Source organism: Micromonospora sp. NBC_00858 (genome assembly GCF_045207365.1).
Classification (GTDB): Bacteria; Actinomycetota; Actinomycetes; order Mycobacteriales; family Micromonosporaceae; genus Micromonospora.
Genome location: NZ_CP108828.1, coordinates 1,823,955 through 1,846,219, shown reverse-complemented (window position 1 = coordinate 1,846,219; position 22,265 = coordinate 1,823,955). Strand labels below are relative to the sequence as shown.

The following is a 22,265-nucleotide window of genomic DNA, read 5'->3' as shown; positions in this document are numbered from 1 at the left end:
GCGCAGAGCGGGCAACCGGTGGAGCCGGTGCCCCTGGGTCGCTCCGAGGGAACTCCGAGCCAGGTCCGAGCCGCCGACGAGGTACGGCCGGTTCGCTGAGCAACCACCGGATGAGGCGTGAGGAGCACCCGTGCCGTTGACTAAGAGGCGCCGTCGGCTGGCGGCCGTACTGACCGCCACCGCCTCGGCAGTCCTGCTGCTGGCGGCCTGCGGCGGCGGGTCGGACGACGAGTCGACCGACGCGAACGGGGTGGGAAGCTCCTTCACGGCGTACCAGGACTGCCTGCGGGACAACGGCGTGGCGTTGCCGACGATGGATCCGTCCCGCGTTCCCGGCGCGCGCGGCACCGCCCGCCCGTCAGGCATGCCGACCGCCCGCCCGTCAGGCATGCCGACCGACCGCCCGTCGGGCTTCCCGACCGCCCGGCCGTCGGGCAGCGCCGACCCGTCGCGGGGCGCGGGGCGCGGCTTCCCGGGCGGCGCTCGGCCGGAGGGGGTCGACGAACAGACCTGGCAGAAGGCGCAGCAGGCGTGTGCGTCGGTGCGGCCCAGCGGCCCGCCGGGCGGCTTCGGCGGCCCGGACGCGTCCGGCGCGCCGGGCGCACGACCGGGCGGATCGGGCGACGGGCGGTCCACCGCCTACCGCACGTGCCTGAGCGACCGCGGCCTGGATCCGGACCAGCTCGACGACAGCGACCCGAAGACCCGCGAGGCGTTGACCGCCTGCGCGGTACTCAGCCCGTCCCCGAGGACCTGACCACCACCGCGCCGATCGCGCCCAGCCAACATTCAGCTCGGTCGCATCGCGCGTCCAGCGAGGTGGGGCAGGCTGGTCCGGCGAGCCACCGGACCCGTCCGGATGCGCCATCCCGACCACGCGGCGGCGCACCCCGACGTCGGCGGTCCGGTCCGCCGACCGAGAGGTGACGACGGTGTACGACGGGCAGGATTTCCTCCGCGACAATCGCTGGTGCCTGAGCCGGCGCACACTGCTGACCGGGGCCGGTGCGGTCGGCGCGGCCGGGCTGCTCAGCGCCTGCGGTGCCGGCGACCCTCCGGCCGGTCAGACGGCCGCCGAGCCCGGCACCGTGCTGACCCGTACCAGCGACGTGCCGGTTGGCGGCGGCACGATCGTCGGCGGCGTGCTGGTCGTCCAGCCCGAGGCCGGCACCTTCACGGCGTACGACACGACCTGCCCGCACCAGGGCGTACGGGTCGGCGCTCCCCGCGACGGGGTGATCACCTGCCCTGCCCACAACTCCACCTTCTCGGCCACCGACGGCGCCCGCCTGGGCGGCCCCGCCACCCGCGGGCTCACCGAGATCCCCGTCCGGGTGGACGGCACCGACATCCTCCGCGCCTGAAGATCGCGGGCGGTCACTCGTCGGCGAAGCCGTACAGCACGAAGTCCTTGTCCGCACCGCAGGCGATCACACGGGTGTTCCAAGAACACGACGCGCTGCGGACCTCCTGGAGCTCGCCCAGCTCGTCGACCTCGCCTGACTTCGCCCACACACCTGCCAGGACGCGGTTGTCCGCCACCGTGCTGGGCGCCTTGGCGAAGACCAGCAGGTTGCCCTCGTCCAGCCGGGCCGCCACGCCGCGGCGGTCGCGCAGCACCGGCTTTCCGGCGGCGTCGAAGAGGGTGACCGTCGACTCCGGGCTGTCCCGCTGGGCGAGCAGTCGGGTGCCGAGTGGGACCAGGTCGGTCACGCCCGGCGCCGACCAGTGGATCGCCTGCTCGCCCTCGGTCGCCGCCACCACCTCGGTGCGCTCGGCGTCGCTGTTCGGCACCTCCAGCAGGCACGCCCGCCGCTCGCCGCAGGCCACCAGCTCCTTCGGCCGGTTCTGGTCGTTCCCGGCCCGGTAGAGCACCACCGGCTCCGCGTCGGAGCCCAGGTCGTACGCCAGCAGTTGGTACCCGCCCTCGTTGGCGGCCACGTAGAGCCGGTCCTCGTGCGCCACGACCAGGTCGTCGAGGTCGGCCACGCTGCCCCACTGGCGCAGCACACTGCCGGAGGACATGTCGAGCAGCCGCACCGACCGGTCCGCCCCGACCTGCACCAGTCGACGCCCCTTGCCCGTCCACGGGTTGCGGGGCGTGCCATCGAGGAAGGCCGGCCCGCCGGCCGCCTGATCGGTGCCCACCGGCCGGACGACGGTGCGACTGCCGCCGTACCGGTCACCGGGGTTGGCCTGGATCCACTTCTCGTTGCCGTTGGTCAGCCGCAGGCCGACCAGCCGGCCGCCGGCCCGGTCCACCAGCACCGCCACGTCGTCGGCGAAGTACACGTCGTCGTCGCCACGGACCATCCGCGACCAGCGCCGTTCGCCTGAGCGACCGTCGAGAATGGCCAGCGCGCGAGGGGTGCTGTCGCCCGGGGCGTCGGCGAGGACCGCGACCGCCCCCGGGACGGCGACCAGCCCTTCCCAGTCGTCGGCGGTGACGTCGGTCGGCTCGCGCCACAGCTCGTCGCCGGTGGCCGTGTCGACAGCCACCACCTCCAGCCGGTCGTCCGGCAGCGGGTACCCGAGGTAGGCCCGGTCGCCGAGCACCGCCGTCCACATGCCGGCCGGCCGCTCGGCGCCGGCCGCCGGCCGGGACAGCTCGCTTAGCGCCCGGAACTCCAGGTCCGGGTAGCGGTCGCGGGTGAGGTAGAGCGTCGCCGCGGTGGCCACCCCGGCCAGGGCGAGCCCCGCGCCGAGCACCACCCAGCGGGCCCGCCGCCAGCGCGTCCCGGTGGCCGGGGTGAGCGCCGACGGTGGGGGCGCCCCGGACCCGCCGACCAGGGTGGACGGTACGCCCGCCGGCCCGTGCACGGTCGGGGCCGACGCCCCGGGCCAGCCCGGCCCGGCCGGCAGGGTCGAACCCGGCCCGGGCTGCGACGGCAGGGTCGGTGCGATCGGTCCGGCACCGGCCGGCACGGTCGGCGCGGCGGAACCTGCCCCGGCTGGCACGGTAGGTGCGGTGGAACCTGCCCCGTTCGACACGGTCGGGGCGGGTGGGGCGGCGGGTGACGTCGGCGCGTACGGCGGTCCGGCCGGTGAGGTCGGCACCGGCGACGGCGACGGGCCCGCCGGAGCCTGAGCGGGTACGCCGACCGGGGCGGGCGAGGCGACGGGCGGTCCGGCGTACGCCGGCGCGGGCACCCCTCGGCGCAGCGGCAGATCGGTCAGCGCGCCCTCGGCCACCGGCAACTCCGGCTGGTCCAGCACCGTCGGCGCCACCCCCAGCTCGGCGTGCAGCATCCGGGCCACCAGCGGGATCCGCGACGATCCGCCGACCAGGAACAGCCCGGAGAGCTGATCGGGGCGGAGCCCGGCGGCGGCGATCACCTCCCGGGCCCGGTCCACCGCGCGGCGCAGCAGCGGCGTGGCCACGCGCTCGACGTCCGCCCGGGTCAGCCGCACCGCCTCGGCCACCCCGGGCACCGCGACCGGCGCCACGGTGGACCGGGACAGCGTCTCCTTGGCGCCCCGGACCTCGTCCCACAGCCGGATCTGGTCGCGACGCTGCGCCACATCCGTCGGCCGGATCAACCGGGCCCACTGCGCGGCGTGCCGGTCGCCGACCAGCTCGCCGACCCGCTGCATCAACGCCGCGTCAAGATCCAGGCCGCCGAGGTCGGGCAGGCCACCATCGGCGACCACGCTGAAGCCGGAGTCACCCCACGGGTCGGCGCCCTCGTTGCGCAGCACCGCGACGTCGAGCGTCCCACCGCCGAAGTCGAACACCGCGATCGCGCCGCCGACCGGCACCGGCCGGTGCAACACCTGGGTGTAGTAGCGGGCGGCGGCCACCGGCTCACGCAGCAGCCGGGTGCCCGGCGGCGTCGGCCCGGCGAGGGTGTGCTCAGCCGCCTGCGGCCAGCCCGCCTGCATCAGCGCGTCGCCGAGCACCTGCCGCCGCGTATCATCCCAGGCCGCCGGGCAGGTGACCACCGCCGGGGGCAGGAAGCCGACCGTGTTCACCGCGGCCCGCGCGACGGCCGCCAGCACCGCGGCGAGCAGTTCGGCCGGCGGGTACGAGCGGTCGCCCAGCAGCACGCCCGGCGCGTCCACCCGGCGCTTCGGGTTCGCCTCGAACCGGGCCGGGTCAGCCTGCGCCAGCCGCCGAGCGTCCCAACCGGCGTGCAGCGTGCCGTCCGGGTCGGCGTACACACCGGACGGACTGACCGGCTGACCGTCCATCAGCAGCGGACGCGTCCGCCCATCCGGCCACCGCAGCACCGCCACCGTGTTGGACGTACCGAGGTCGACGCCGAGAGCGAAGCCCTCGTGCTGTCCTGCCATCTGCCCGATACCTCCGCCGCGACGAGGGGAACTCAGCCCCGCATCGTACGCAGCCGGCACGGCCGCCCTGATCACTCGGTCACGCGGATGACGTCGGAGCCCACTAATCGGTGGAGTAGGCCACCGAACGCCAAGCACCGAACGCCCACTCGAGGTCCGCGGCGTCCGCGCTGGCGAAGACCGTCTCCACGTACGTTCCGTCGCGGAAGTTGTAGCCATAGAGGGTGAACGCCGGGTCGCCGCTGTGGCGGTAGAGCCAGGCAGCCCTGTGACCGATCCCGTCGCAGCCACCCTCACCTACCTTGCCTACTGGGTCCGGTGGCAACTCGGCGTCGAGCGAGGCGATGATGTCGGCGCCGTCGGCACACCGCCACTGGACGCCTGGCGAGACACGCACCATCCGACCCGACTCGCGCCAGGTCGCGGCACTCTGTGTGGCACCCTGCTGCGTCCAAGGACCGATCAGCTCGATTGACCAGCCATCACCCAGAGACCTTCGCACCCCTCCAGTGTGATTACCAGCCGGCGTTCCGTCGATCGGTGGAAGCATGCGTACGGGCAACCAACTCATCGTCGAGCGATCAATCAGGTCTCGTCGATCAGCCCTGTGCGGCAGGGCGGCACGGCCGTCAGTCGTCCTGAACTGGCACCGCCGGCAGGTCGAGTAGCAGTAGATCCATGGGGGTCCCATCCGGCAGCGGCGACCGGGCGACCTGCCGCCATCCGGCCCGCTCGTAGATGCGGCGCGCGGCAGCTCGCGGATCGGATGCCAGGGTGGCGTACCGCTCGGGTCGCCCGCCGAGCAGCCGGACCATCAGCCCGGAACCGACACCATCGCCGCGGCGGTCAGGGGTGAGGATCCACTCCATCACCGCGAGCTTGTCCGCGACCAGCACGTCGGCAGGCGGATCCTGGTCGCTGCGCAACCACCACCTACCGGCGGGCATCGTCCACCCGTACGCCGCCCCGATGAGCCTGCCGTCGTCCTCTGCCGCAACGAGGGTGAACCCGGGCCGGGTCGCTTCAGCAGGCAGACCATCCGCGAACCGGCTCACCTGCTCCGGCCCCTCTTCGTACGGAGGTTCGGCGTAGACGAGCGCGTACAGCTCGACCAGCGGAGAGAACAGGGGTGCGGCTGCGGTCCCGGCGCGGACGGTGTAGGTGACGGGCATCCCCGGATGCTAGGCGGTGACCCGCTCCACGAGCTCCGCGTAGACGGGACGGCGCCGTTCCGCTGTGGGCACCACGTCCGCCACCTGCAGGGCGACGGACCGCAGCAGCGCGTTGTGCTGGTCCACCGGCAGGTCGTCCAGCAGGTCCGCACGGCGATCCGCGCGAACCTGGACGGCGCCCGGTGAGCGTGCCCACCCCGAGGCAGGTCGCCGGATGGTGGCAAACCCTCGCCGAGCACCAGCAGCGTTACGGTCGATGCCCGCGCTGCGGAACTCGTGCCCGGTGTTGGCCCCGGGCATCGGCTCTGGCCGAGCTGATCGCCCACGACGTGTACCACTTGGACGCCATCGCGCCTGTCGCACGGCAATCTCCCGGGGCAGCCCGACCGTCGGCACCGTAAAGACGGCCCACAGGTCTCGGCCAGGGTGACTGCCCAGCGATGGCGCTCAGACGGTCAAGCGGGCTGCACACGCAGTAGCCGAAGCTGACCGATCTCCGCGACGTTCTTCATCAGCTCGGAGTTGACCCAGCCGATCATGTGCGTGACCGTGTGATCGGGGTCGTCCTGCCAGGGGAACGGCGCAGTGCCTTCGAGGTCGGCGTCGGTGAGGCGGTCGAGGAGACCCAGCCACTCGGTGCGCAGGTCCCGCAGCCAGGCGACAGTCGGCTCTCCCGCGCCTGGCCACTCAACGTCCGTACGCTGCCGTGGTGGTTGCCCCTGAAGGTGATCCATGGCTACGGTCCACCACCAGCCGATGTGCCACGTCAGCCAGCCGATCGTCGGTACCGGGATCGGGTCGGGTTCGGTGTCGGCCCAGTCGGGAGTCCAGCTGCCGTCAGAACTACGCCGTACGGACCAGCAGAGCGTGGCCGGCTCCCAGAGGAAGTCCGCGGGTTCGAGTCGCTCCAAGTGGTATTCGAACAGCGACCACGTCAGGTCGAACTGCCAGCGCAGGAGGGTCAGGGGAGGTACGGGCATCTGGCGATCCTGTCGCGGCTCAGCACCCCCGTCGACAGGATAATCAGCAGCTTGCCGCTGGGGCCCGCTCCGGACGGGAAGGTCGGCCGGACGTAAGGGGATCGCAAGATCTGCGGAATCGTCGACCGCAGCGGTGCTGGCTAGGCTGGCCGGGGAGGTGGCCGGTGGCGCAGCGGGTGCTCGTGGTCGACGACGACCGGACCGTCAGCGACGTGGTCTGCCGCTACCTGGAGCACGCCGGCTACGACGTCAGCCACGTCGGGGACGGGCTGGCCGCCCTGGACGCCGTGCAGGACCGGGCGCCACACCTGGTGGTGCTCGATCTGATGCTGCCCGGGCTGGACGGGTTGCAGGTGTGCCGGCGGCTGCGGGAGCGGCCGGACGGCGTACCGATCATCATGCTGACCGCGCGCGGCGACGAGGCGGACCGGGTGCTCGGCCTGCAACTGGGCGCCGACGACTACCTGGGCAAACCGTTCTCCCCACGCGAGTTGGTGCTGCGCGTCAGTTCGGTGCTGCGCCGGGCCGGGGAGCCGGCCGGGCCGGCGGCCGAGCCGCTGGTCGACGCGGGCCTGGAGGTGGCCACGGGGCCTCGGGTCGCCCGCCTGCACGGCCGCGAGCTGGCTCTGACGCTGCGCGAGTTCGACCTGCTGGCACACCTGATGCGGCACCCGGCACGGGCGTTCCGCCGCACGGAGCTGCTGGAGCGGGTGTGGGGCTGGAACTTCGGCGACCAGTCCACCGTGACCGTCCACGTGCGGCGGTTGCGGGAGAAGATCGAGGACGACCCGGCCGAGCCCCGGCGGATCGTCACGGTCTGGGGCGTCGGCTACCGGTACGAGCCGACCGATGCGTGACCTGGCGCTGATCTTCGGCGCAGCGCTCGCCGCAGCACTCGGGGTCGGCCTGGTCGGCGCGCTGACCCTGCGGCTGCTGCGCGACCGGTCGATCACCGTGCACGTGTGCGTCCTGCTCACCGTCACCGTGGCCGCCGTGGTGGCCGGAGTGGTGGTGGTCGCCCAGGCGATGTTCCTGTCCCCGCACGACCTCCAGGTCGTGCTGCTCACCGTTGCCGCTGCGGCGGTGGTGAGCCTCGCCGTCGGCTGGCATTTCGGGCGTCGGTTGGCCGTGGCCGCGGTCTGGGCGGACCAGGCCCGGGAGCGGGAGCGTCGGGTCGAGAAGGGTCGCCGGGACCTCGTCGCCTGGGTGTCGCACGACCTGCGGACGCCGCTGGCCGGGCTGCGGGCGATGGCGGAGGCGTTGGAGGACCGGGTGGTCGACGACCCGGCGACGGTTGCCGAGTACCACCGGCGGATCCGCGCGCAGACCGATCGGATGACTCGCCTGGTGGACGACCTGTTCGAGCTGTCCAGGATCAACGCCGGGGCGCTGCGGCTGACGCTGTCGGCGGTGCCGCTCGGCGAGGTGGTCTCCGATGCGCTGGCCAGCGCCGCACCGCTGGCCGAGGCCCGCCGGATCAGACTGGTGGCCGCCGAGTCGGGCTGGCCCACCGTACTGGCGAGCGAGCCCGAGTTGGCCCGGGTGGTGGGCAACCTGCTGCTTAATGCGGTGCACTACACCCCCAGCGACGGCACCGTCCGGGTGGCCGCCGGGTGCGAACGCGACGCCGCCTGGCTGGCGGTCGCCGACACCTGCGGCGGCATCCCGGAGGACGACCTGCCCCGACTGTTCGACGTGGCGTTCCGGGGTGAGCCAGCCCGCACTCCCCGCTCGGGCGGGGAGGGCTCGGGCGGGCTGGGGTTGGCGATCGTCCGAGGGTTGGTCGAGGCGCACGGCGGTCGGGTGGACGTGCAGAACGTCGTCGGCGGCTGCCGCTTCGTGGTCCGCCTACCGGCGGCGTGACCTGCGTCGAGCGGCCGGCCCGTACGGTCAGGTGCGGTCGGAGACGCGCGGGTGGACGGCGGTCAGCTCACCGAACCAGCGCCGGCCCCGGGGGAAAAGCTCCCGCACGGCCAGCCCGGCGGCCCCGGCGACCTGGTGGACGACGTGCGCGTCGAGCCGGGCCCAGCGGAACGGTGGGCCGAGCCGGAGCCGGCCGGCCGGATAGGTGGCGGCCACCCGGGCGTGTCCCTGCCAGAACCCAGCGCCGGGGGGCTCCAGCTCCACCAGCACGGTGCCGCCGGGCCCGAGCAGCGTCCGGCACCGGTGCAGCAGCGCGACCGGATCTCCACCGATGCCGATGTTGCCATCGATCAGCACCGCGTGTGCCCACCGGCCCTCGCTAGGTAGCGGGTCGAACAGGTTGCGGTGCAGGGCGACGGCGCCCCGGGCTCGGGTCAACCGCACCGCGTGCGCCGAGACGTCCACGCCGACGGCCGCCAGCCCGGCCCGGGCCAGCGCCACGGTGAGCCGGCCCGGCCCACAGCCGAGATCCAGCGTCGGCCCGACGCACCGAGCCACTACCGCGGTCACGGCCGGCTCGGCCGGGCCGTGCCAGCGTCGCACCGGAAGCCGGCTGCGCACCCCGTCGCCGTGCACCAACCACCGACCGCCCGCCGCTCGGTCGCCCAACGCGGCGGCGAAGCCGTCGGGCCCGGCGTCACAGCCCGGCGAGCCGTCGCACCCGGCGAGGCGGGACGGTGCCGCCTCGGGCGGGACGTCAACTGCCGTGTCGACCGGGTTCATCGACGGTCCCCCGGCACCAACGCGAGCTGGACCGCGGCGACCTCCCGGGCGAACCGGCCGTCCGGCACCTCTGCCGCCACCGCCAGCGCGTCGGCCCACTCGTCGACGTCACGCAGGACCGGCAGCGGCACGGTCCGCAGCCCTCGCCCGGTCAGCGCCGCCCAGGTGTCGTGGCCGGTGTCGGGCGTCGACATCGGCACCCCGCGCAACACGTCCGCGTGCCGGGGGTCGCGCAACCCCAGCGACCACCAGCCGCCGTCGCGTGCCCGGCCGAGAACCGCGTCGGCGGCCCGCAGCCGGCGTACCGCGGCGGCCAGCCGGACCGGGGTCAGCTGCGGGGTGTCCATCCCGATCTGGAGCACGGGCCGACCCGGGTAGGCCGCCGCCACCTCGGCGTACGCGTTGCTGAGCCGGTCGCCGAGCCCGGCGCCCCGCTGCTCCAGCACCGGCCAGCCGGCCAGTGCGGCGGTCAGCTCGGCGGCGTCCTCCGCGTCCGTCAGCCTGCCCGTAGAGGCCAGCACCGGGATCACCCCCGGCGTGTCCCGAACGGCGTCGAGGGTGTCGCGCAGCGCGGCGGCGGCGATCTGGGCCGCCTGTTGCGCGGTGGCCGGCGGGCAGAGCCTGGTCTTCACCGCCCCGGGCACCGGCGCCTTGGCGACGACCAACAGAACGGTCACCGGGGGCCGTCCACGGTGCGCAGCACGCCGGCGAAGTCGCGGGTGGCGCGCAGGGTGCCCCGGACCGAGCCGGACACCTTGGATCGGGTGCCGGCGGCTCGCGGCGCGTACGTCACGTCCAGCTCGTGGATCCGCCAGCCGGCGGCGGCGGCCCGGATCAGCAGTTCGAGGGGGTAGCCGAAGGCCCGGTCGGCGACGCCGAGGGCCAACAGCTCGTCGCGGCGGGCCACCCGGATCGGGCTGAGGTCCCGCAGGGGTACGCCCCGACGCCGCAGCAGCGCGGCGACCAGAGCCGTACCGGCCCGGGCGTGCCACGGCCAGACCCCGGCCCCGACCGGTCGACGCCGGCCCACGCTGAGATCCGCCGTGCCGGCCGCCACCGGGGCGACCAGGGCCGGCAGCTCGGCCGGGTCGAAGGAGCCGTCGGCGTCGAGGACGCAGATCAGCTCACCGTCGGCGGCTTCCAGGCCGGCGTGCACCGCCGCGCCGTACCCACGGCGGGGCTCGTGGACCACCCGGGCGCCGTGCCGAGCGGCTACCTCGGGCGAGCCGTCCCGGGAGCCGTTGTCCACCACGATGGCCCGGTAGCCGGGTGGCAGGGCGGTGAGCACGCCGGGCAGGGCGGCCGCCTCGTCCAGGCAGGGCAGCACCACGTCGATCTGAGTCGGCATACCGCCGACGCTAGGACGGCACCCGGCCGGCGGAGGCCGGAATGTGCTTACCGAACCCTTACCACCAGGGCAATTCTTACCGTCCGGTGACGGGCCGGCGGTTCCGCCCCGGGAGGGCGGGCTGTCGCCGTACCGTCCGGTGGTCATGACCTCGACCGCCGCTCCCGCCACCGCCCCCGGACGGGCCACGACCCGCCGCTCTCGGGGGGACCTGCTGGTGCTGGGCGTGGAGGCGGCGCTGCTCGCGGTGGCAGTGCTGGTGGGGGCGCTGCTCAACGCGCGCGGCGCCGGGCTGTACGCCGACGCCGCCCCGCTGTACGCGACCTGGCGGCCGCATGTGGGCTGGGGCAGCCCGGCCGCGCTGCTGGTCGCGGTCGCGGTGGTGGGCTGGGGCGCACGGTGGGCCCGCACCGCCCGGTGGGGTGTCCTGCTGGTCGCCGCGTGGTTGGCGGCGGTGGCCTGGACACTGTCGTTGGCCCTGGTGGACGGCTGGTCGGCGGGGCTGGCCGGGCGGCTCACCCCACAGGCCGAGTACCTGCACGAGGTTCCCCGGGTCACCGACATCCCGGCGATGTTGGCCGGCTTCACCGGCCGCATCCTGGACTTCCAGCCGGACGCCTGGTCCACCCACACCGCCGGGCATCCCCCGGGCGCACTGCTGATCTTCGTCTGGCTGGACCGGGTCGGCCTGGGCGGGGGTACCGCCGCCGCGCTGGCCTGCGTGCTGGTCGGGGCCACGGTGGCGGTGTCGGTGCCGGTGACGCTGCGGGCGCTCGGCGCGGCCGACGCGGCCCGCGCGGTGCTCCCGTTCCTGGTGCTGATGCCGGGCGCGGTCTGGGTGGGCGCCTCCGCCGACGGCATCTTCGCCGCCGTGGTCGCGGCCGGCCTGGCCCTGCTGGCGGTGCGTGGCCGGGCCGCCGCAGCGGCCGGCGGCGCGGTGCTCGGCTTCGCACTGCACCTGTCGTACGGGTTTCTGCTGGTCGGGGTGCTCGCCCTGGCCGTGCTGGCGCTGCGGCGGACGCACCGGATGGGTGCGCTGCTCGCCGCCTGCGCCGGGGTGGTGGCCGTGACGGCGGTCTTCATGGCGGCGAATTTCTACTGGTGGGACGGGTACCGGTTGGTGGTCGAGCGGTATTACCAGGGCTGGGCCGCCGACCGCCCGTACGGCTACTGGGTGTGGGCCAACCTGGCCGCCCTGCTGCTCAGCGCCGGGCCGGTGCTCGGGCCGGCGCTGCGGCGGGTGCTGCTGGCCGTCCGATCGGAGTGGTGGCGGCGCGGGCGACCGGCTCGTGGCCGCCTCGCCGGGCGAGCTGCGCAGCGCGGGGCGCTGTCGGCCCGCGCCCCCACGCCGCCGGCCGGGCCGGCACCGGGCGGCCCGCGCTTCGGTCCGGGCGCGGCGGCGAGCGGGTGGCGGGCCGCCGGCCGCGTGACCACGCCGGCGGCAGCGGCGGTACGCGAGGTCGGGCCGACCGTGCTCCTGCCGCTGGCCGCCGCGGTAGCGGTGCTCGGCGCGGACCTGTCCGGGCTGAGCAAGGCCGAGGTGGAGCGGATCTGGCTGCCGTTCGTCGTCTGGCTGCTGGTGGCCACCGCCCGTCTGCCGGCCGGCTCACGGCGCTGGTGGCTGGCCGGGCAGGCGGCCACCGCCCTGGCCGTCAACCACCTGCTCTGGACGGTGTCCTGACCACGGGCGCGGCGGCACCCCGGACGGGACGCGCGCGCCCTGGCGTGGGGGCTCTACCTCGCTGAAGCGTGATGACTCTGAGGCATCAATATGCCTCAGAGTCATCACGCCTAATGCCCACACCGCCTCGGCGAAGCTGGCCGTGCGCGGGGGATGCGCGGTCAGCCGGCGATGGCGGCCGGTTCGCGCAGCGGGTCGGTGGCGAAGCCGGCAACCCCCTCGGCGAAGCCGACCCGGGCGGTGTAGCCGAGCAGTTCGGCGGCCCGGCGCGGGTCGGCCACCACGTGCCGCACATCGGCCGCCCGGGCGCCACCGACCACCTGCGGGGCAGGTCCGCCCATCGCCTCGGCCAGGGTGACCGCCAACTCCCCCACGGTGTGCGGCTCACCCGAGCAGATGTTCACCGGCACCAGCGTGGCCGGCGGCGCGGTACTGGTCAGGGCCAGCAGGTTCGCCTTCGCCACGTCGGTGACGTGCACGAAGTCGCGCTGCTGCCGGCCGTCCTCCAGCACCCGGGGAGCCTCGCCGGCTGCCAGCGCGGACCGGAAGATCGACGCCACTCCGGCGTACGGGGTGTCGCGGGGCATCCGGGGACCGTAGACGTTGTGGTAGCGCAGCGCCCAGACCACGCCGCCGGTCTGCCGGGCCCACGCTGCGGCCAGGTGCTCCTGGGCGAGCTTGCTCGCCGCGTACGTGCTGCGCGGCTCCAGCGGTGCGTCCTCGGGCACCAGCACCGGGTCGAGGCCGAGGCCGCAGCGCGGGCAGGTCGGGTCGTACCGGCCGGCCGCGACGTCCTCGGCCCGCCGGGGCGTGGGACGCACCGTGCCGTGGCCGGGACAGGTGTAGCGCCCCTCGCCGTAGACCACCATCGAGCTGGCCAGCACCAACCGGCCGATCCCCGCCCGGTGCAGCGCCGCGAGCAGCACCGCCGTGCCGTAGTCGTTGTGCGTAACGTAGTCGGGGGCGTCCGACGGGTCGAGGCCGTGCCCGACCATCGCCGCCTGGTGGCAGACCGCGTCCACCCCGGACAGCAGTCGGTCCAGCAGCGGGCCGTCGCGGACGTCGCCGCGTACCACCTCGTGGCGGCGGGACCAGGCGGGCAGCTCGCCGCCGTGCGCCTGGGGCAGCAGCGCGTCCAACGCCACCACCTCGTGCCCCTGCTCGACCAGCAGGTCGACGACCTGCGACCCGATGAACCCGGCCGCGCCGGTGACCAGTACCCGCATTCCGGTCACGGTAGGACGGACGAGGTACCCGGCGGGCCGGTTCGGGTGACCCGTAAGGAGTTCGCAACAGCTCGGCGGCGCGGGCGACCGGTAAGTGTTCGGTAATACAGCAAACCGGCCCGAACCGTACCGGCGCGGTCTAGCCTGCCCGCAGCGCACCCGCCACCGCCCCCGGCGGTCCGGCACGCGCCGGCCGACGGCCCGCGCCGGCGTCGGTGTCGGCTCGGCGAGGAAGGAGCAACGGTGCCCAACAGCAGATCCGGCCCGAGCGGCCGGACCCCCGCGCCGGCCGCGGGTGGCTACGGCGCGCCGCGCCGGTTCTGGCGGTCGTTGGACCGGCACCGGCCACCCGGGGTGGACGCGGTCGAACGGAGTTGGCGCAGTCCGCTGCGCGGTCCGTGGCTCACCGCTGTCTACGGGTCGGTGCTGCTGGTAGCGCTGCCCTTGGTGATCATCACGGGGCTGCTCGACTACGTCGCCTACGGCCCCCGCTTCGACCAGGCGTTGCCGAGCAACGTGGGCTGGCTGCGGCTGCCCGACTTCGACTGGCCGACCCGGCCGTCCTGGCTGTTCCGGGTCACCCAGGGTCTGCACGTGACGCTCGGGATCGTGCTCATCCCGGTGGTGCTGGGCAAGCTCTGGTCGGTGCTTCCGAAGCTGTTCGACTGGCCGCCGGCCCGTTCGCTGGCCCAGGTGCTGGAACGGCTCACCCTGCTGCTGCTGGTCGGCGGGATCCTGTTCCAGATCGCCACCGGCCTGCTCAACATCCAGTACTCGTACCTGTTCGGCTTCGACTTCTACACCGCCCACTACTTCGGCGGCTGGATCTTCACGGGCGCGTTCGTGGCGCACGTGGTGCTCAAGTTCCCCCGGCTGGTGGCCGCGCTGCGGTCCCGGCCCCTGGGCGCCGAGCTGCGGACCCCGCGCACCGCGACCCGGCCCGAGCCACCCGACCCGGACGGTCTGGTCGCCGCAGCGCCCGGTGCGGCCACGGTCAGTCGGCGCGGCGCGGTCGGCCTGGTCGGCGGCGGGGCGCTGCTGCTGGCCGCGCTGACCGTCGGGCAGAGCCTGGACGGCCCGCTGCGCCGCACCGCGCTGCTGCTCCCCCGGGGCCGACAGCCCGGCCCCGGACCGAACGGCTTTCCGGTCAACCGCACCGTCGCCGCCGCCGGCGTACGCCCCGAACAGACCGGCACCGGCTGGCGACTGACCCTGCGCGGCGGCGGCCGGACGGTGACCCTGGACCGCCCCGGGCTGCTGGCCATGGCGCAGCACACCGCCGTGCTGCCGATCGCCTGCGTGGAGGGCTGGTCGACCCGGCAGACCTGGACCGGCGTACGGCTGCGCGACCTGGCCGCCCTGGTCGGGGACGCCGACCCGTCCGCCGCGCGGGTGTCGTCACTGGAGAAGGCAGGACTGTTCCGTCAGGCGGTCCTCGCGCCCAATCAGGTTCTCGATCCGGATTCGCTGCTCGCCCTGCGGGTCAACGGCGTCGACCTCTCCCCCGACCACGGCTACCCGGCCCGGGTCATCGTCCCGGCCCTGCCTGGGGTGCACTGCACCAAGTGGGTCGCCGAGATCGACTTCCGGAGCCGGGCCGATGACTGAGCTGGCCGCCCGGCTGCGCACCGGCTACGGTGCCGGCCCCCGGCATCTGATCGTGGTGACGGCCGCCATCGTGCTCGCCGGCTGGGTGGCGCTGCGGCTGGCCGGGGAGGCGACGGCCGGCCGGATGCTGCTCTGGTTCCTCGGCGCGGTCATCGCCCATGACCTGGTGCTCTTTCCGGTGTACGCGACCGCCGACCGGTTGCTGCGGGCCGTCGTCCGCCCCGGGACGGACCGCCGGGTGGCGCTGCTCAACCATGTCCGGGCACCGGTGCTCGCGAGCGCCCTGCTGTTCCTGGTTTTCGCCCCCGGCATCCTGCGGCTCGGCGAGTCCACCCACCTCGCGGCCACCGGGCAGGACCAGCGGCCCTACCTGGCCCGCTGGCTGCTGCTCAGCGCCGCCCTGTTCCTGCTCAGCGCCCTGACGTACGCCATCCGCGCCCTCGCCGGCCGACGTCAGGTTTCGCCGAAGCGGTCGGAGAGGGCGTAGCGGAGCAGCACCACGTCGCCGATCTGCCGTGCCTCGGCCAGCCGCGCCCGGCGCCCGGCGTGCCAGGGGAAACTGCCCTCGCCGACAAACCGGGGCGCCCGGTCGTCACCGACGAAGAACGGGGCGACCACCAGGTGCAGTTCGTCGGCGAGGCCGGCGGTGAGGAACTGCGCGTGCACCGTCCCGCCGCCCTCCACCATCAGCCGCCGCACGCCCCGGGCAGCCAGGTCGGTCAGCAGCCATCCGGGGTCGACCGGCTCACCAGCGTCCACCACGGTGGCCAGCCGGCCGAGCCGCTCCTGGGTCTTCTCCAGCACGCCGGTGGCGCAGTAGACGAGCCGGGCCGGGTCGCCGGCGGTGAAGAACCTGGCGGTCGGGTCGAGGTCGCCTCGGGCGGTCAGGGTGACCTTGGTGGGTGAGGCGGGTCGGCCGCATGCCACCCGCTCGGCCCGACGGTGGGCCGAGCGGACCAGCAGCCGGGGATCGTCGCGGCGGACGGTGCCGGCGCCGACCAGGATCGCGTCGCAGCTGGCCCGGACCGCGTCGACCCGGTCCAGGTCGTCCTCGTTGGACAGCAGCAGCCGCTGGTCGGAGGTGTCGTCGATGTACCCGTCGATCGAGGTGGCGCAGCTCAGCAGCACGTACGGCCGCGCCGTCGCCGGCCAGCAGCTCACCGGGAGACGGGCCGGTCGGGGGTACGGCCCGTCGGCGCCGGCGGCGCACCCTCCGCCACCAGCGCCTCAGCCGCCCCGGCCTCCGCTGCCGCCCCCGTTTCGGCTGCCGCCGTGGTCTCGGCTGCCTCGGTCTCCGCCGCCTTGGCCGCCTTCGCCGCCAGGTAGCCGGCGTTGGCCGGGGACAGGAAGACGCTGGTGGGCACCCGCTCGGCGACCGCCACGCCCAGCCGGGTCAACTGCTCGGCCTTGTCGGGGTTGTTGCTGAGCAGCCGGATCCGCGGCACGCCCAGCGTCGCCAGCATCTGCGCGGCCACGCTGTAGTCCCGCTCGTCCTCGCCCCGACCGAGCGCGAGGTTCGCCTGGTAGGTGTCCAGCCCCGCGTCCTGCAGGGCGTACGCGTCGAGCTTGGCGTACAGGCCGATGCCGCGGCCCTCCTGCCGCAGGTAGAGCAGGAAACCACCGGCCTCGGCGATCCGCTGTGCCGCCTCGCGCAACTGCGGCCCGCAGTCGCAGCGTTGACTGCCGAACACGTCGCCGGTCAGGCACTCGCTGTGCGGCCGGACCAGTGGCGGCTCACCGTCGGTGGCGAGCCGGTCCAGCGCGCCGGCCCAGTCGCCGAGGCCGAAAGCGAGGTGTTCCCGGCCGTCCACCAGGCCCTTGAACGAGAACACCCGGGCGGTCGTGGCGTAGCCATCGGGAAACGCCAGCGGCACCGTGACCTGCGTACGGACCGTGGCGACCGGCAGTGCTTCGCGCATGGGACTCCTTTGTCCAGCGTCACCGTCGCGCGGCGACGCGTACCGTCTCACAACCGGCTCAACAGCCGCCGCCGGAGGGACCTTCCCGACCGGCGGCCGGAACCCGAGCCCGCCGGGCGAGCAGCACCGCGGCCCCGGGCAGGCTGGCCACCAGCACAAGTGCACCGTAGACGGTGGCGGTGGCGACTCCCTCGGCCGCGCTGAGCCCGGCCGCGCCGAACGCCCACGCGGCCACCCCCTCGCGCGGGCCGAAGCCGGCGATGTTCAGCGGCAGCCCCATGGCGAGCAGGGCGAGCAGGGTCAACGGCAGCAGCCGGGACAGCGGGGCGTCCGAGCCTGCGGTGCGCGCCGCCACCAGGAAGGTGGCCAGGTGACCGGCGACCATCACGGCGGAGGCGAGCAGCACGCCGAACCAGGTCCGTCGGGCCAGCAGCCCGGCCCGGACGTCCGCCACGGCGGTGCGCAGCCCGCGCGCCCACCGCGACCGGCCGGCGTGCGGCAGGACCCGTGCCAGCAGCACGGCGGCCAGTCCGACGACGGCCAGCAGCGCGGCGGCGGCCGGCAGGTACGGCCGCACCGGGGACGGGAAGGCGGCCAGCACCACCAGCGCGACAACCACCAGGACCACCTGACCGGCGGCACGTTCCCAGACCACCGCGCGGATGCCCCGGCTCACGTCGCCGGCATCCCGGCCGTGCCGGACCGCCCGGTGTACGTCGCCGAGCACCCCGCCGGGCAGGGTGGCGTTGAGGAACACCGCCCGGTAGCAGTGCGCCACCGCGGTGGCCAGCGGGAGCCGTACGCCCAGGCCACCGGCGACCAGGCTCCACCGCCAGGCCGCGCAGACCGTGGTGAGTACGCCGATGAGCAGTGCCGCGGCCAGCGCTGGCGCGTCGATCAGCCGCACGCCGGCCAGGAACGGGCCGCTGCCCACCTGCCACAGCAGGACGGCGAGCAGACCCACCCCGCCGACCACTCGTGCCCAGGCCCAGAACATCGGCGCCGGTCCTCCCTGAAGATCGTCCATTTGCTCTAGTGCACGTACCCGGGGCGTCAGTGGTTCATCCCTGGGCGAGTAGGTCCCGGTGCTCGACGAGCACTCCGAGCCGGCCGGCCGCCGCGTCGGCCAGCCGGCGTTCGGCGTACGCCTGGGCAGGGCCGGCCAACTCGGGTCGCTGCTCGCAGGCCGCGCCCAGCCAGCCCCGGAACCACTCGGCGGCCAGGTCGGCCTGCTCCGGGCCGAGCCGCCACGGGCTGGGCCGCTCCCAGACGTTGACGCCTCGGCGGGCGAACGCGGCGGCGGTGGCGGCGACGGCATCCGGACCGAGCAGCCGCCGGCCGTCGACGGTACGCCGCTGGTGGTCGTTGAACGCGGCCTCGATCACCGGGTCCAGCGGGTCCGCCGGGGTGAGCCGGACCTGCCCGGTCACCGAGAGCGCGAACAGGGTGGGGCAGCCGGCGTCGACGCAGGCGGCCACCACCCGCTCGACCTCCTCGGCGGTCAGCATGTCCAGCAGCGCGGACGCGGTGACCAGCGCGCTGTCGGTCAGGTCGGTGGCGGTCAGCCGGGTGAGGTCGCCGTGCCGGGTGCTGACCGTGACGGGTGCTCCATCGGCGGCGGTGACCCCGGCCATGCCTTCGGCGGTACGGGACAGCAGGTCGGCGTCCCGGTCGTGCAGCACCCAGTGCTGCGGCCCTGGCAGGCGGGCCGCCAGCCAGCGGCTCATCGAGCCGGTGCCGCTGCCCAGGTCGTGGATCAGGGTCGGGGCGTCGCTGGTCAGCCGGGGGCGGAGGGCGTCCACCAGGTCCTCGGCACGGGCCGCCGCGTCGGGGGGCTCGCGCAGCCGCAGCCAGTCGGCGAACGGCAGGGTCTCCTCGACGGTCATTCCGCCACCTCCTCCAGCACCGCGGCTAGGCGCGCGGTGGTCACCGGCCAGTCGGTCAGGGTGTCGCGTCGGGCGAGCGCGGCACGCCGCAGCCGGGCGCGCAACTCGTCGTCGCCCAACCACCAGCTCAGCGCGCCGGCCAGCGCGGCCGGATCGTGCGGTGGGACCAGCAGCCCCGGCAGGTCACCATCGGGGGTCCGCCCGAGCGCCTCCGGTAGGCCGCCCACCTCTGTGCCCAGCACCGGCAGGCCGCGCGCCAGCGCCTCGGTGACGACCATGCCGTACGTCTCGCCCCGCGACGGCAGCACAAGCAGGTCAGCGCCGGCGTACGCGTCGTCGAGCGCCGCACCGGTCAGCGGGCCGGCCAGCCGGACCCGGTCGGTGAGGCCCGCGCCGGCGAGCCGGTCGCGCAGCCGGTGCACCAGCTCGGGCTCCCGGGTCAGCGTGCCGACGCAGACCAGCGTCCAGGGCACCGCGGCCAGGACGGACAGGGCGTCGACCAGCACGTCGTGGCCCTTGTGGCGGGTGACCGCGGCCACGCAGAGCAGCCGGTCGCCGGTGGCCGAGCCGGGGGGCACCGGCGACGTCGGCGTCACCCCTGGCGGCGCGGCCCGGACCCGGTCGGCGGGCAGCGGATGGCGGGCCAGCAGGCGGCGGCGGGTCCACTCGCTGGTGGTGACGACGGCCCGTGCGCTGGCCAGCGCACGGGCCTCGGCCTCGTCGTCCAGCGGCATGTGCACCAGGACGACCAGGCGCAGCCGGCGGGCATGCGGGGCGAGCAGGTCCGGCACGGTCGAGGCGATCAGGCCGTCGAGCAGCACCACGGCGTCGTCCGGCGCGGCGGCGAGCAGCCGGGCCAGCTCCGCCCGGGCGGCCGGGTCGGGGTGCGGCCACGCGCCGGGCACCGGGTGCTCGTGCACCGACCAGCCGTGCTCGCCGAGCCCGGCGCAGATCCGCCGGTCGTAGACGTTGCCGCCGCTGGGCGTGGCCGGGTCGTCGATGTCGCCGGGCAGGACGACGTGCACCGCGCGGCCGGGCGCGTCCGGTCGGTCGACCGGTGCCGGTCGGCCGGCACCGATCACAGCGACCGCTCGTAGCTGGCCCAGGCGACGTGCGACTCGTGCAGGGTGACGGTGATGCCGGCCAGCTCGCGCGCACCGGCGCCCAGGTCGCCGGCGTGCACCCGCTCGGCCAGCCGGTCGGCGACGGTGCGGGCCAACACCTCGGTGGTGGTGTTCACCCCGGCGAACGCGGCCTCGTCGTCGAGGTTGCGGTAGGTCAGCTCGCCGAGCACGGCCCGCAACTGCTCGGTGGCCAGGCCGATGTCGACCACGATGCCGTCGGCGTCCAGGTCGGGCCGGCGGAACGTCGCGTCCACCACGAACGTCGCCCCGTGCAGACGCTGGGCGGGGCCGAACACGTCGCCCCGGAAGCTGTGGGCGATCATCATGTGATCCCGAACGGTCACGCTGAACATGGTCACTCCCCGTCGTAGGTGATGAGGTGGCAGAGCGCGGGCAGGTCGCCCGTGCTCAGTCGGGCGAGCACGTCGGGCAGCTCCGCGAACCGGGACGCGCCGGTGATCAGCGCGTCGAAGGCGGGGTCGTCGAGCAGGTCCAGGGCGAGCGCCAGCCGGTCGGTGTAGCTGCGCCGTCCCCGTCGAGCGGGCGCGACCATGCCGACCTGGCTGCTGCGCACGGTCAGCCGGCCGGAGTGGAACGCACCACCCAGCGACACCTGCACCGGGCGGTCGCCGTACCAGCTCAGCTCGACGACGGTGCCCTCCGGTGCGAGCAGGTCCAGCGAGCGTTGCAGCCCGGCGGCGGTGGCGCTGGCGTGCACGACCAGGTCCCGGTCACCGGAGGCGTCGGCCGGGCTGGCGAACTCGACGCCGAGCGCGCCGGCCACGCCGGCCCGGCGGGCGTCGGTGTCGACCAGTTCGACGTGCACGCCGGGGAACCGGGCGAGCAGCGCGGCGACGCAGCAGCCCACCATGCCCGCACCGACCACGGTGACCCGGTCGCCGACCAGCGGCGCGGCGTCCCACAGCGCGTTCACTGCGGTCTCCACCGTGCCCGCGAGCACCGCCCGCGCGGGCGGCACCCCGTCCGGCACCGGCACCACGGCGGTGGCCGGCACGACGTACGCGCTCTGGTGCGGGTGCAGGCAGAAGACCGTGCGCCCGAGCAGTTCCGGCGGGCCCTGCTCGACCACGCCGACGCTGAGGTAGCCGTACTTCACCGGGCCCGGGAAGTCACCCTCCTGGAACGGTGCGCGCATCGCGGCGTACTGGTCGGCGGGCACTCGACCGGCGAAGACCAGCGTCTCGGTGCCCCGGCTGACCCCGGAGTAGCGCGCCCGGACCAGCACCTCGTCGGGGCCCGGGGCGGGCAGCGACACCGGCCGGATCTCCGCCGCGCCGGGCTCGCGCACCCAGCAGGCGTACGCCTCGCGGATCACCGTCGCGCACCTCACCTTTGCTCCCGGCCGAACCGAACGGCCACGTTTTCCGTGTTCCCTGTTGGGGTCGTCGATCATAAACACGGAGGTACGGTGCCCACAGTTCGAAGCGGTCCGATGATCGGGCTGGGCGCGCAACTGGTCGTGCTGGCTGCGCTGGCCGCCACGGTGGGTCTGAGCGGCGCGGGTTGGCTGGTCGGGACCGGCTACGCGGTGGTGACCTGCCTCGCGTTGAGCCGGGGCCTGCACCGGGCCGGCGCGTCGCGGCTGGGCCCGGCCGACCGGGTGACGCTGACCCGGGGTGTCCTGGTCGGCGCGGTCACCGCGCTGGTGGTGGACTCGTTCGGCCGGCCCGCGCCGGTGGGGTTGCTGGTCGCGGTGAGCGCGGTGGCGCTGCTGCTGGACGCGGTGGACGGCCTGGTGGCGCGGCGCACCGGCACGGTCAGCGCGCTCGGCGCACGCTTCGACATGGAGGTCGACGCGTTCCTCATCCTGGTGCTCAGCGTGTACGTCGCGCCGACCGCCGGTGCCTGGGTGCTGGCCATCGGCGCGATGCGGTACGCGTTCGTCGCGGCGAGCGCCGTGCTGCCCTGGCTGAGCGGGTCGCTGCCGCCGCGCTACTGGCGCAAGGTGGTGGCCGCCGCGCAGGGGGTGCTGCTGGCGGTGGCCGCGGCAGGGGTGCTGCCGGAGCCGTGGACCACGCTGGTGCTGGTGGTGGCGCTGGCGCTGCTGGTCGAGTCGTTCGGCCGGGACGTCGCCTGGCTGTGGCGGCGCCGGCCGGCGCCCCGCTCGGTGGCCCCGCAGGCACCGGCTGCCGCACTGGCGGCGGTTGCCGCACCGGCGCCGACCGCGCCGCCGGTGCGCGCGCCGCGGGCCGTGCCCGCCCTCGTGGTCCTGCCGCCAATGCTGCCGGTCGCGGTGCCATCCCCGGTCGCCGTACCGCCCCTGCTGCCGGTGCACGCTTCCGCGATGGCGGGCGGCTCGGGCGGTACGGTCCACTCCGACTGGAGGCTGTGATGACCCTTCCCGCCCGGCTGAGCCGGCTG

Annotated in this window: 22 protein-coding genes and 1 pseudogene; 8 read left to right on the top strand and 15 right to left on the bottom strand. The window is 75.0% G+C overall.

Annotation, left to right across the window (positions count from 1 at the left end; genetic code table 11):
• Nucleotides 1-130: 130 nt before the first annotated feature.
• Nucleotides 131-757: a hypothetical protein gene (locus OG990_RS08720; protein WP_406079733.1), complete on the top strand. Its 627-nt coding sequence runs from the start codon at nt 131-133 to the stop codon at nt 755-757.
• 175 nt (nt 758-932) lie between these two features.
• Entirely contained in the window at nt 933-1,364 is a 432-nt protein-coding gene (locus OG990_RS08715; RefSeq protein WP_406079731.1) for a Rieske (2Fe-2S) protein, read from the top strand.
• Between the two features lie 13 nt (nt 1,365-1,377).
• Here OG990_RS08715 and OG990_RS08710 read toward each other — a convergent pair whose 3' ends face one another.
• From OG990_RS08710 to OG990_RS08695, 4 genes are all read right to left on the bottom strand, one after another.
• On the bottom strand, nt 1,378-4,293 hold the full coding sequence (locus OG990_RS08710; protein WP_406079730.1) for an Hsp70 family protein: 2,916 nt from the start codon (nt 4,291-4,293) through the stop codon (nt 1,378-1,380).
• Nucleotides 4,294-4,396: 103 nt separating this feature from the next.
• Nucleotides 4,397-4,693, bottom strand: a complete 297-nt coding sequence (locus OG990_RS08705) for a hypothetical protein (protein ID WP_406079728.1) — start codon at nt 4,691-4,693, stop codon at nt 4,397-4,399.
• Between the two features lie 229 nt (nt 4,694-4,922).
• Complete coding sequence (locus OG990_RS08700) at nt 4,923-5,465, bottom strand: GNAT family N-acetyltransferase (RefSeq protein ID WP_406079727.1); 543 nt, start codon at nt 5,463-5,465, stop codon at nt 4,923-4,925.
• Nucleotides 5,466-5,920: 455 nt separating this feature from the next.
• A complete protein-coding gene (locus OG990_RS08695; RefSeq protein ID WP_406079726.1) occupies nt 5,921-6,445 on the bottom strand; it encodes a DinB family protein in 525 nt (174 codons plus the stop codon).
• 164 nt (nt 6,446-6,609) lie between these two features.
• Between OG990_RS08695 and OG990_RS08690 the strand changes: the two genes are divergently transcribed.
• Both OG990_RS08690 and OG990_RS08685 read left to right on the top strand, forming a co-directional pair.
• Nucleotides 6,610-7,302, top strand: a complete 693-nt coding sequence (locus tag OG990_RS08690; RefSeq protein ID WP_406079724.1) for a response regulator transcription factor — start codon at nt 6,610-6,612, stop codon at nt 7,300-7,302.
• Nucleotides 7,295-8,308, top strand: coding sequence for a sensor histidine kinase (locus tag OG990_RS08685; RefSeq protein WP_406079722.1), 1,014 nt, complete (start codon nt 7,295-7,297; stop codon nt 8,306-8,308). Before OG990_RS08690 ends, OG990_RS08685 begins: the two co-directional genes overlap by 8 nt.
• Before the next feature lie 27 nt (nt 8,309-8,335).
• On the opposite strand, the gene OG990_RS08680 is transcribed toward OG990_RS08685, so the two are convergent.
• The 3 genes from OG990_RS08680 to OG990_RS08670 are packed head-to-tail and all read right to left on the bottom strand — an operon-like array spanning nt 8,336 to nt 10,439.
• On the bottom strand, nt 8,336-9,091 hold the full coding sequence (locus tag OG990_RS08680) for a class I SAM-dependent methyltransferase (RefSeq protein ID WP_406079721.1): 756 nt from the start codon (nt 9,089-9,091) through the stop codon (nt 8,336-8,338).
• Nucleotides 9,088-9,768 carry a DUF2064 domain-containing protein gene (locus OG990_RS08675; RefSeq protein WP_406079720.1) on the bottom strand — a complete coding sequence of 227 codons (681 nt, stop codon included), beginning with the start codon at nt 9,766-9,768 and terminating at the stop codon, nt 9,088-9,090. The genes OG990_RS08680 and OG990_RS08675 overlap by 4 nt, the downstream gene beginning before the upstream one ends.
• Nucleotides 9,765-10,439: a glycosyltransferase family 2 protein gene (locus tag OG990_RS08670; RefSeq protein ID WP_328416039.1), complete on the bottom strand. Its 675-nt coding sequence runs from the start codon at nt 10,437-10,439 to the stop codon at nt 9,765-9,767. Before OG990_RS08670 ends, OG990_RS08675 begins: the two co-directional genes overlap by 4 nt.
• A 145-nt stretch (nt 10,440-10,584) precedes the next feature.
• Between OG990_RS08670 and OG990_RS08665 the strand changes: the two genes are divergently transcribed.
• Entirely contained in the window at nt 10,585-12,120 is a 1,536-nt protein-coding gene (locus OG990_RS08665) for a hypothetical protein (RefSeq protein WP_406079719.1), read from the top strand.
• Between the two features lie 161 nt (nt 12,121-12,281).
• Here OG990_RS08665 and OG990_RS08660 read toward each other — a convergent pair whose 3' ends face one another.
• Complete coding sequence (locus tag OG990_RS08660) at nt 12,282-13,346, bottom strand: NAD-dependent epimerase/dehydratase family protein (protein WP_406079717.1); 1,065 nt, start codon at nt 13,344-13,346, stop codon at nt 12,282-12,284.
• Between the two features lie 243 nt (nt 13,347-13,589).
• Here OG990_RS08660 and OG990_RS08655 point away from each other — a divergent pair, with 243 nt between their 5' ends.
• Nucleotides 13,590-14,954: a molybdopterin-dependent oxidoreductase gene (locus tag OG990_RS08655; RefSeq protein ID WP_406079716.1), complete on the top strand. Its 1,365-nt coding sequence runs from the start codon at nt 13,590-13,592 to the stop codon at nt 14,952-14,954.
• Nucleotides 14,947-15,441, top strand: coding sequence for a hypothetical protein (locus OG990_RS08650; protein WP_406079715.1), 495 nt, complete (start codon nt 14,947-14,949; stop codon nt 15,439-15,441). Before OG990_RS08655 ends, OG990_RS08650 begins: the two co-directional genes overlap by 8 nt.
• On the opposite strand, the gene OG990_RS08645 is transcribed toward OG990_RS08650, so the two are convergent.
• The 7 genes and pseudogenes from OG990_RS08645 to OG990_RS08615 form a co-directional block, all read right to left on the bottom strand.
• Nucleotides 15,408-16,115, bottom strand: a complete 708-nt coding sequence (locus tag OG990_RS08645; protein WP_406079714.1) for a RibD family protein — start codon at nt 16,113-16,115, stop codon at nt 15,408-15,410. The two genes, OG990_RS08650 and OG990_RS08645, sit on opposite strands and share 34 nt — an antisense overlap.
• A gap of 140 nt (nt 16,116-16,255) precedes the next feature.
• Nucleotides 16,256-16,873 (bottom strand): annotated as a pseudogene (gene ribA, locus OG990_RS08640) (GTP cyclohydrolase II); the annotation flags it as partial.
• 58 nt (nt 16,874-16,931) lie between these two features.
• Nucleotides 16,932-17,900, bottom strand: coding sequence for a lysylphosphatidylglycerol synthase transmembrane domain-containing protein (locus tag OG990_RS08635; protein ID WP_406079713.1), 969 nt, complete (start codon nt 17,898-17,900; stop codon nt 16,932-16,934).
• Nucleotides 17,901-17,934: 34 nt separating this feature from the next.
• A complete protein-coding gene (locus OG990_RS08630) occupies nt 17,935-18,759 on the bottom strand; it encodes a class I SAM-dependent methyltransferase (RefSeq protein WP_406079712.1) in 825 nt (274 codons plus the stop codon).
• On the bottom strand, nt 18,756-19,838 hold the full coding sequence (locus tag OG990_RS08625) for a glycosyltransferase family 4 protein (protein WP_406081697.1): 1,083 nt from the start codon (nt 19,836-19,838) through the stop codon (nt 18,756-18,758). The genes OG990_RS08630 and OG990_RS08625 overlap by 4 nt, the downstream gene beginning before the upstream one ends.
• A complete protein-coding gene (locus OG990_RS08620; protein ID WP_328416026.1) occupies nt 19,838-20,236 on the bottom strand; it encodes a 6-carboxytetrahydropterin synthase in 399 nt (132 codons plus the stop codon). The genes OG990_RS08625 and OG990_RS08620 overlap by 1 nt, the downstream gene beginning before the upstream one ends.
• Before the next feature lie 2 nt (nt 20,237-20,238).
• Entirely contained in the window at nt 20,239-21,219 is a 981-nt protein-coding gene (locus OG990_RS08615) for a dehydrogenase (RefSeq protein WP_355607225.1), read from the bottom strand.
• 93 nt (nt 21,220-21,312) lie between these two features.
• Here OG990_RS08615 and OG990_RS08610 point away from each other — a divergent pair, with 93 nt between their 5' ends.
• Nucleotides 21,313-22,236, top strand: a complete 924-nt coding sequence (locus OG990_RS08610; RefSeq protein ID WP_406079710.1) for a CDP-alcohol phosphatidyltransferase family protein — start codon at nt 21,313-21,315, stop codon at nt 22,234-22,236.
• Nucleotides 22,237-22,265 lie beyond the last annotated feature (29 nt).

Excerpts from the sequence above, each read along its gene's own strand:
- OG990_RS08685 (WP_406079722.1), top strand. The coding sequence starts at position 7,295 with ATGCGTGACCTGGCGCTGATCTTCGGCGCAGCGCTCGCCGCAGCACTC.
- OG990_RS08650 (WP_406079715.1), top strand. The coding sequence starts at position 14,947 with ATGACTGAGCTGGCCGCCCGGCTGCGCACCGGCTACGGTGCCGGCCCC.
- OG990_RS08680 (WP_406079721.1), bottom strand. The coding sequence starts at position 9,091 with ATGAACCCGGTCGACACGGCAGTTGACGTCCCGCCCGAGGCGGCACCG.
- OG990_RS08705 (WP_406079728.1), bottom strand. The coding sequence starts at position 4,693 with ATGGTGCGTGTCTCGCCAGGCGTCCAGTGGCGGTGTGCCGACGGCGCC.
- OG990_RS08710 (WP_406079730.1), bottom strand. The coding sequence starts at position 4,293 with ATGGCAGGACAGCACGAGGGCTTCGCTCTCGGCGTCGACCTCGGTACG.
- OG990_RS08670 (WP_328416039.1), bottom strand. The coding sequence starts at position 10,439 with ATGCCGACTCAGATCGACGTGGTGCTGCCCTGCCTGGACGAGGCGGCC.
- OG990_RS08660 (WP_406079717.1), bottom strand. The coding sequence starts at position 13,346 with ATGCGGGTACTGGTCACCGGCGCGGCCGGGTTCATCGGGTCGCAGGTC.
- OG990_RS08635 (WP_406079713.1), bottom strand. The coding sequence starts at position 17,900 with ATGGACGATCTTCAGGGAGGACCGGCGCCGATGTTCTGGGCCTGGGCA.
- OG990_RS08620 (WP_328416026.1), bottom strand. The coding sequence starts at position 20,236 with ATGTTCAGCGTGACCGTTCGGGATCACATGATGATCGCCCACAGCTTC.
- OG990_RS08695 (WP_406079726.1), bottom strand. The coding sequence starts at position 6,445 with ATGCCCGTACCTCCCCTGACCCTCCTGCGCTGGCAGTTCGACCTGACG.
- OG990_RS08700 (WP_406079727.1), bottom strand. The coding sequence starts at position 5,465 with ATGCCCGTCACCTACACCGTCCGCGCCGGGACCGCAGCCGCACCCCTG.
- OG990_RS08665 (WP_406079719.1), top strand. The coding sequence starts at position 10,585 with ATGACCTCGACCGCCGCTCCCGCCACCGCCCCCGGACGGGCCACGACC.
- OG990_RS08630 (WP_406079712.1), bottom strand. The coding sequence starts at position 18,759 with ATGACCGTCGAGGAGACCCTGCCGTTCGCCGACTGGCTGCGGCTGCGC.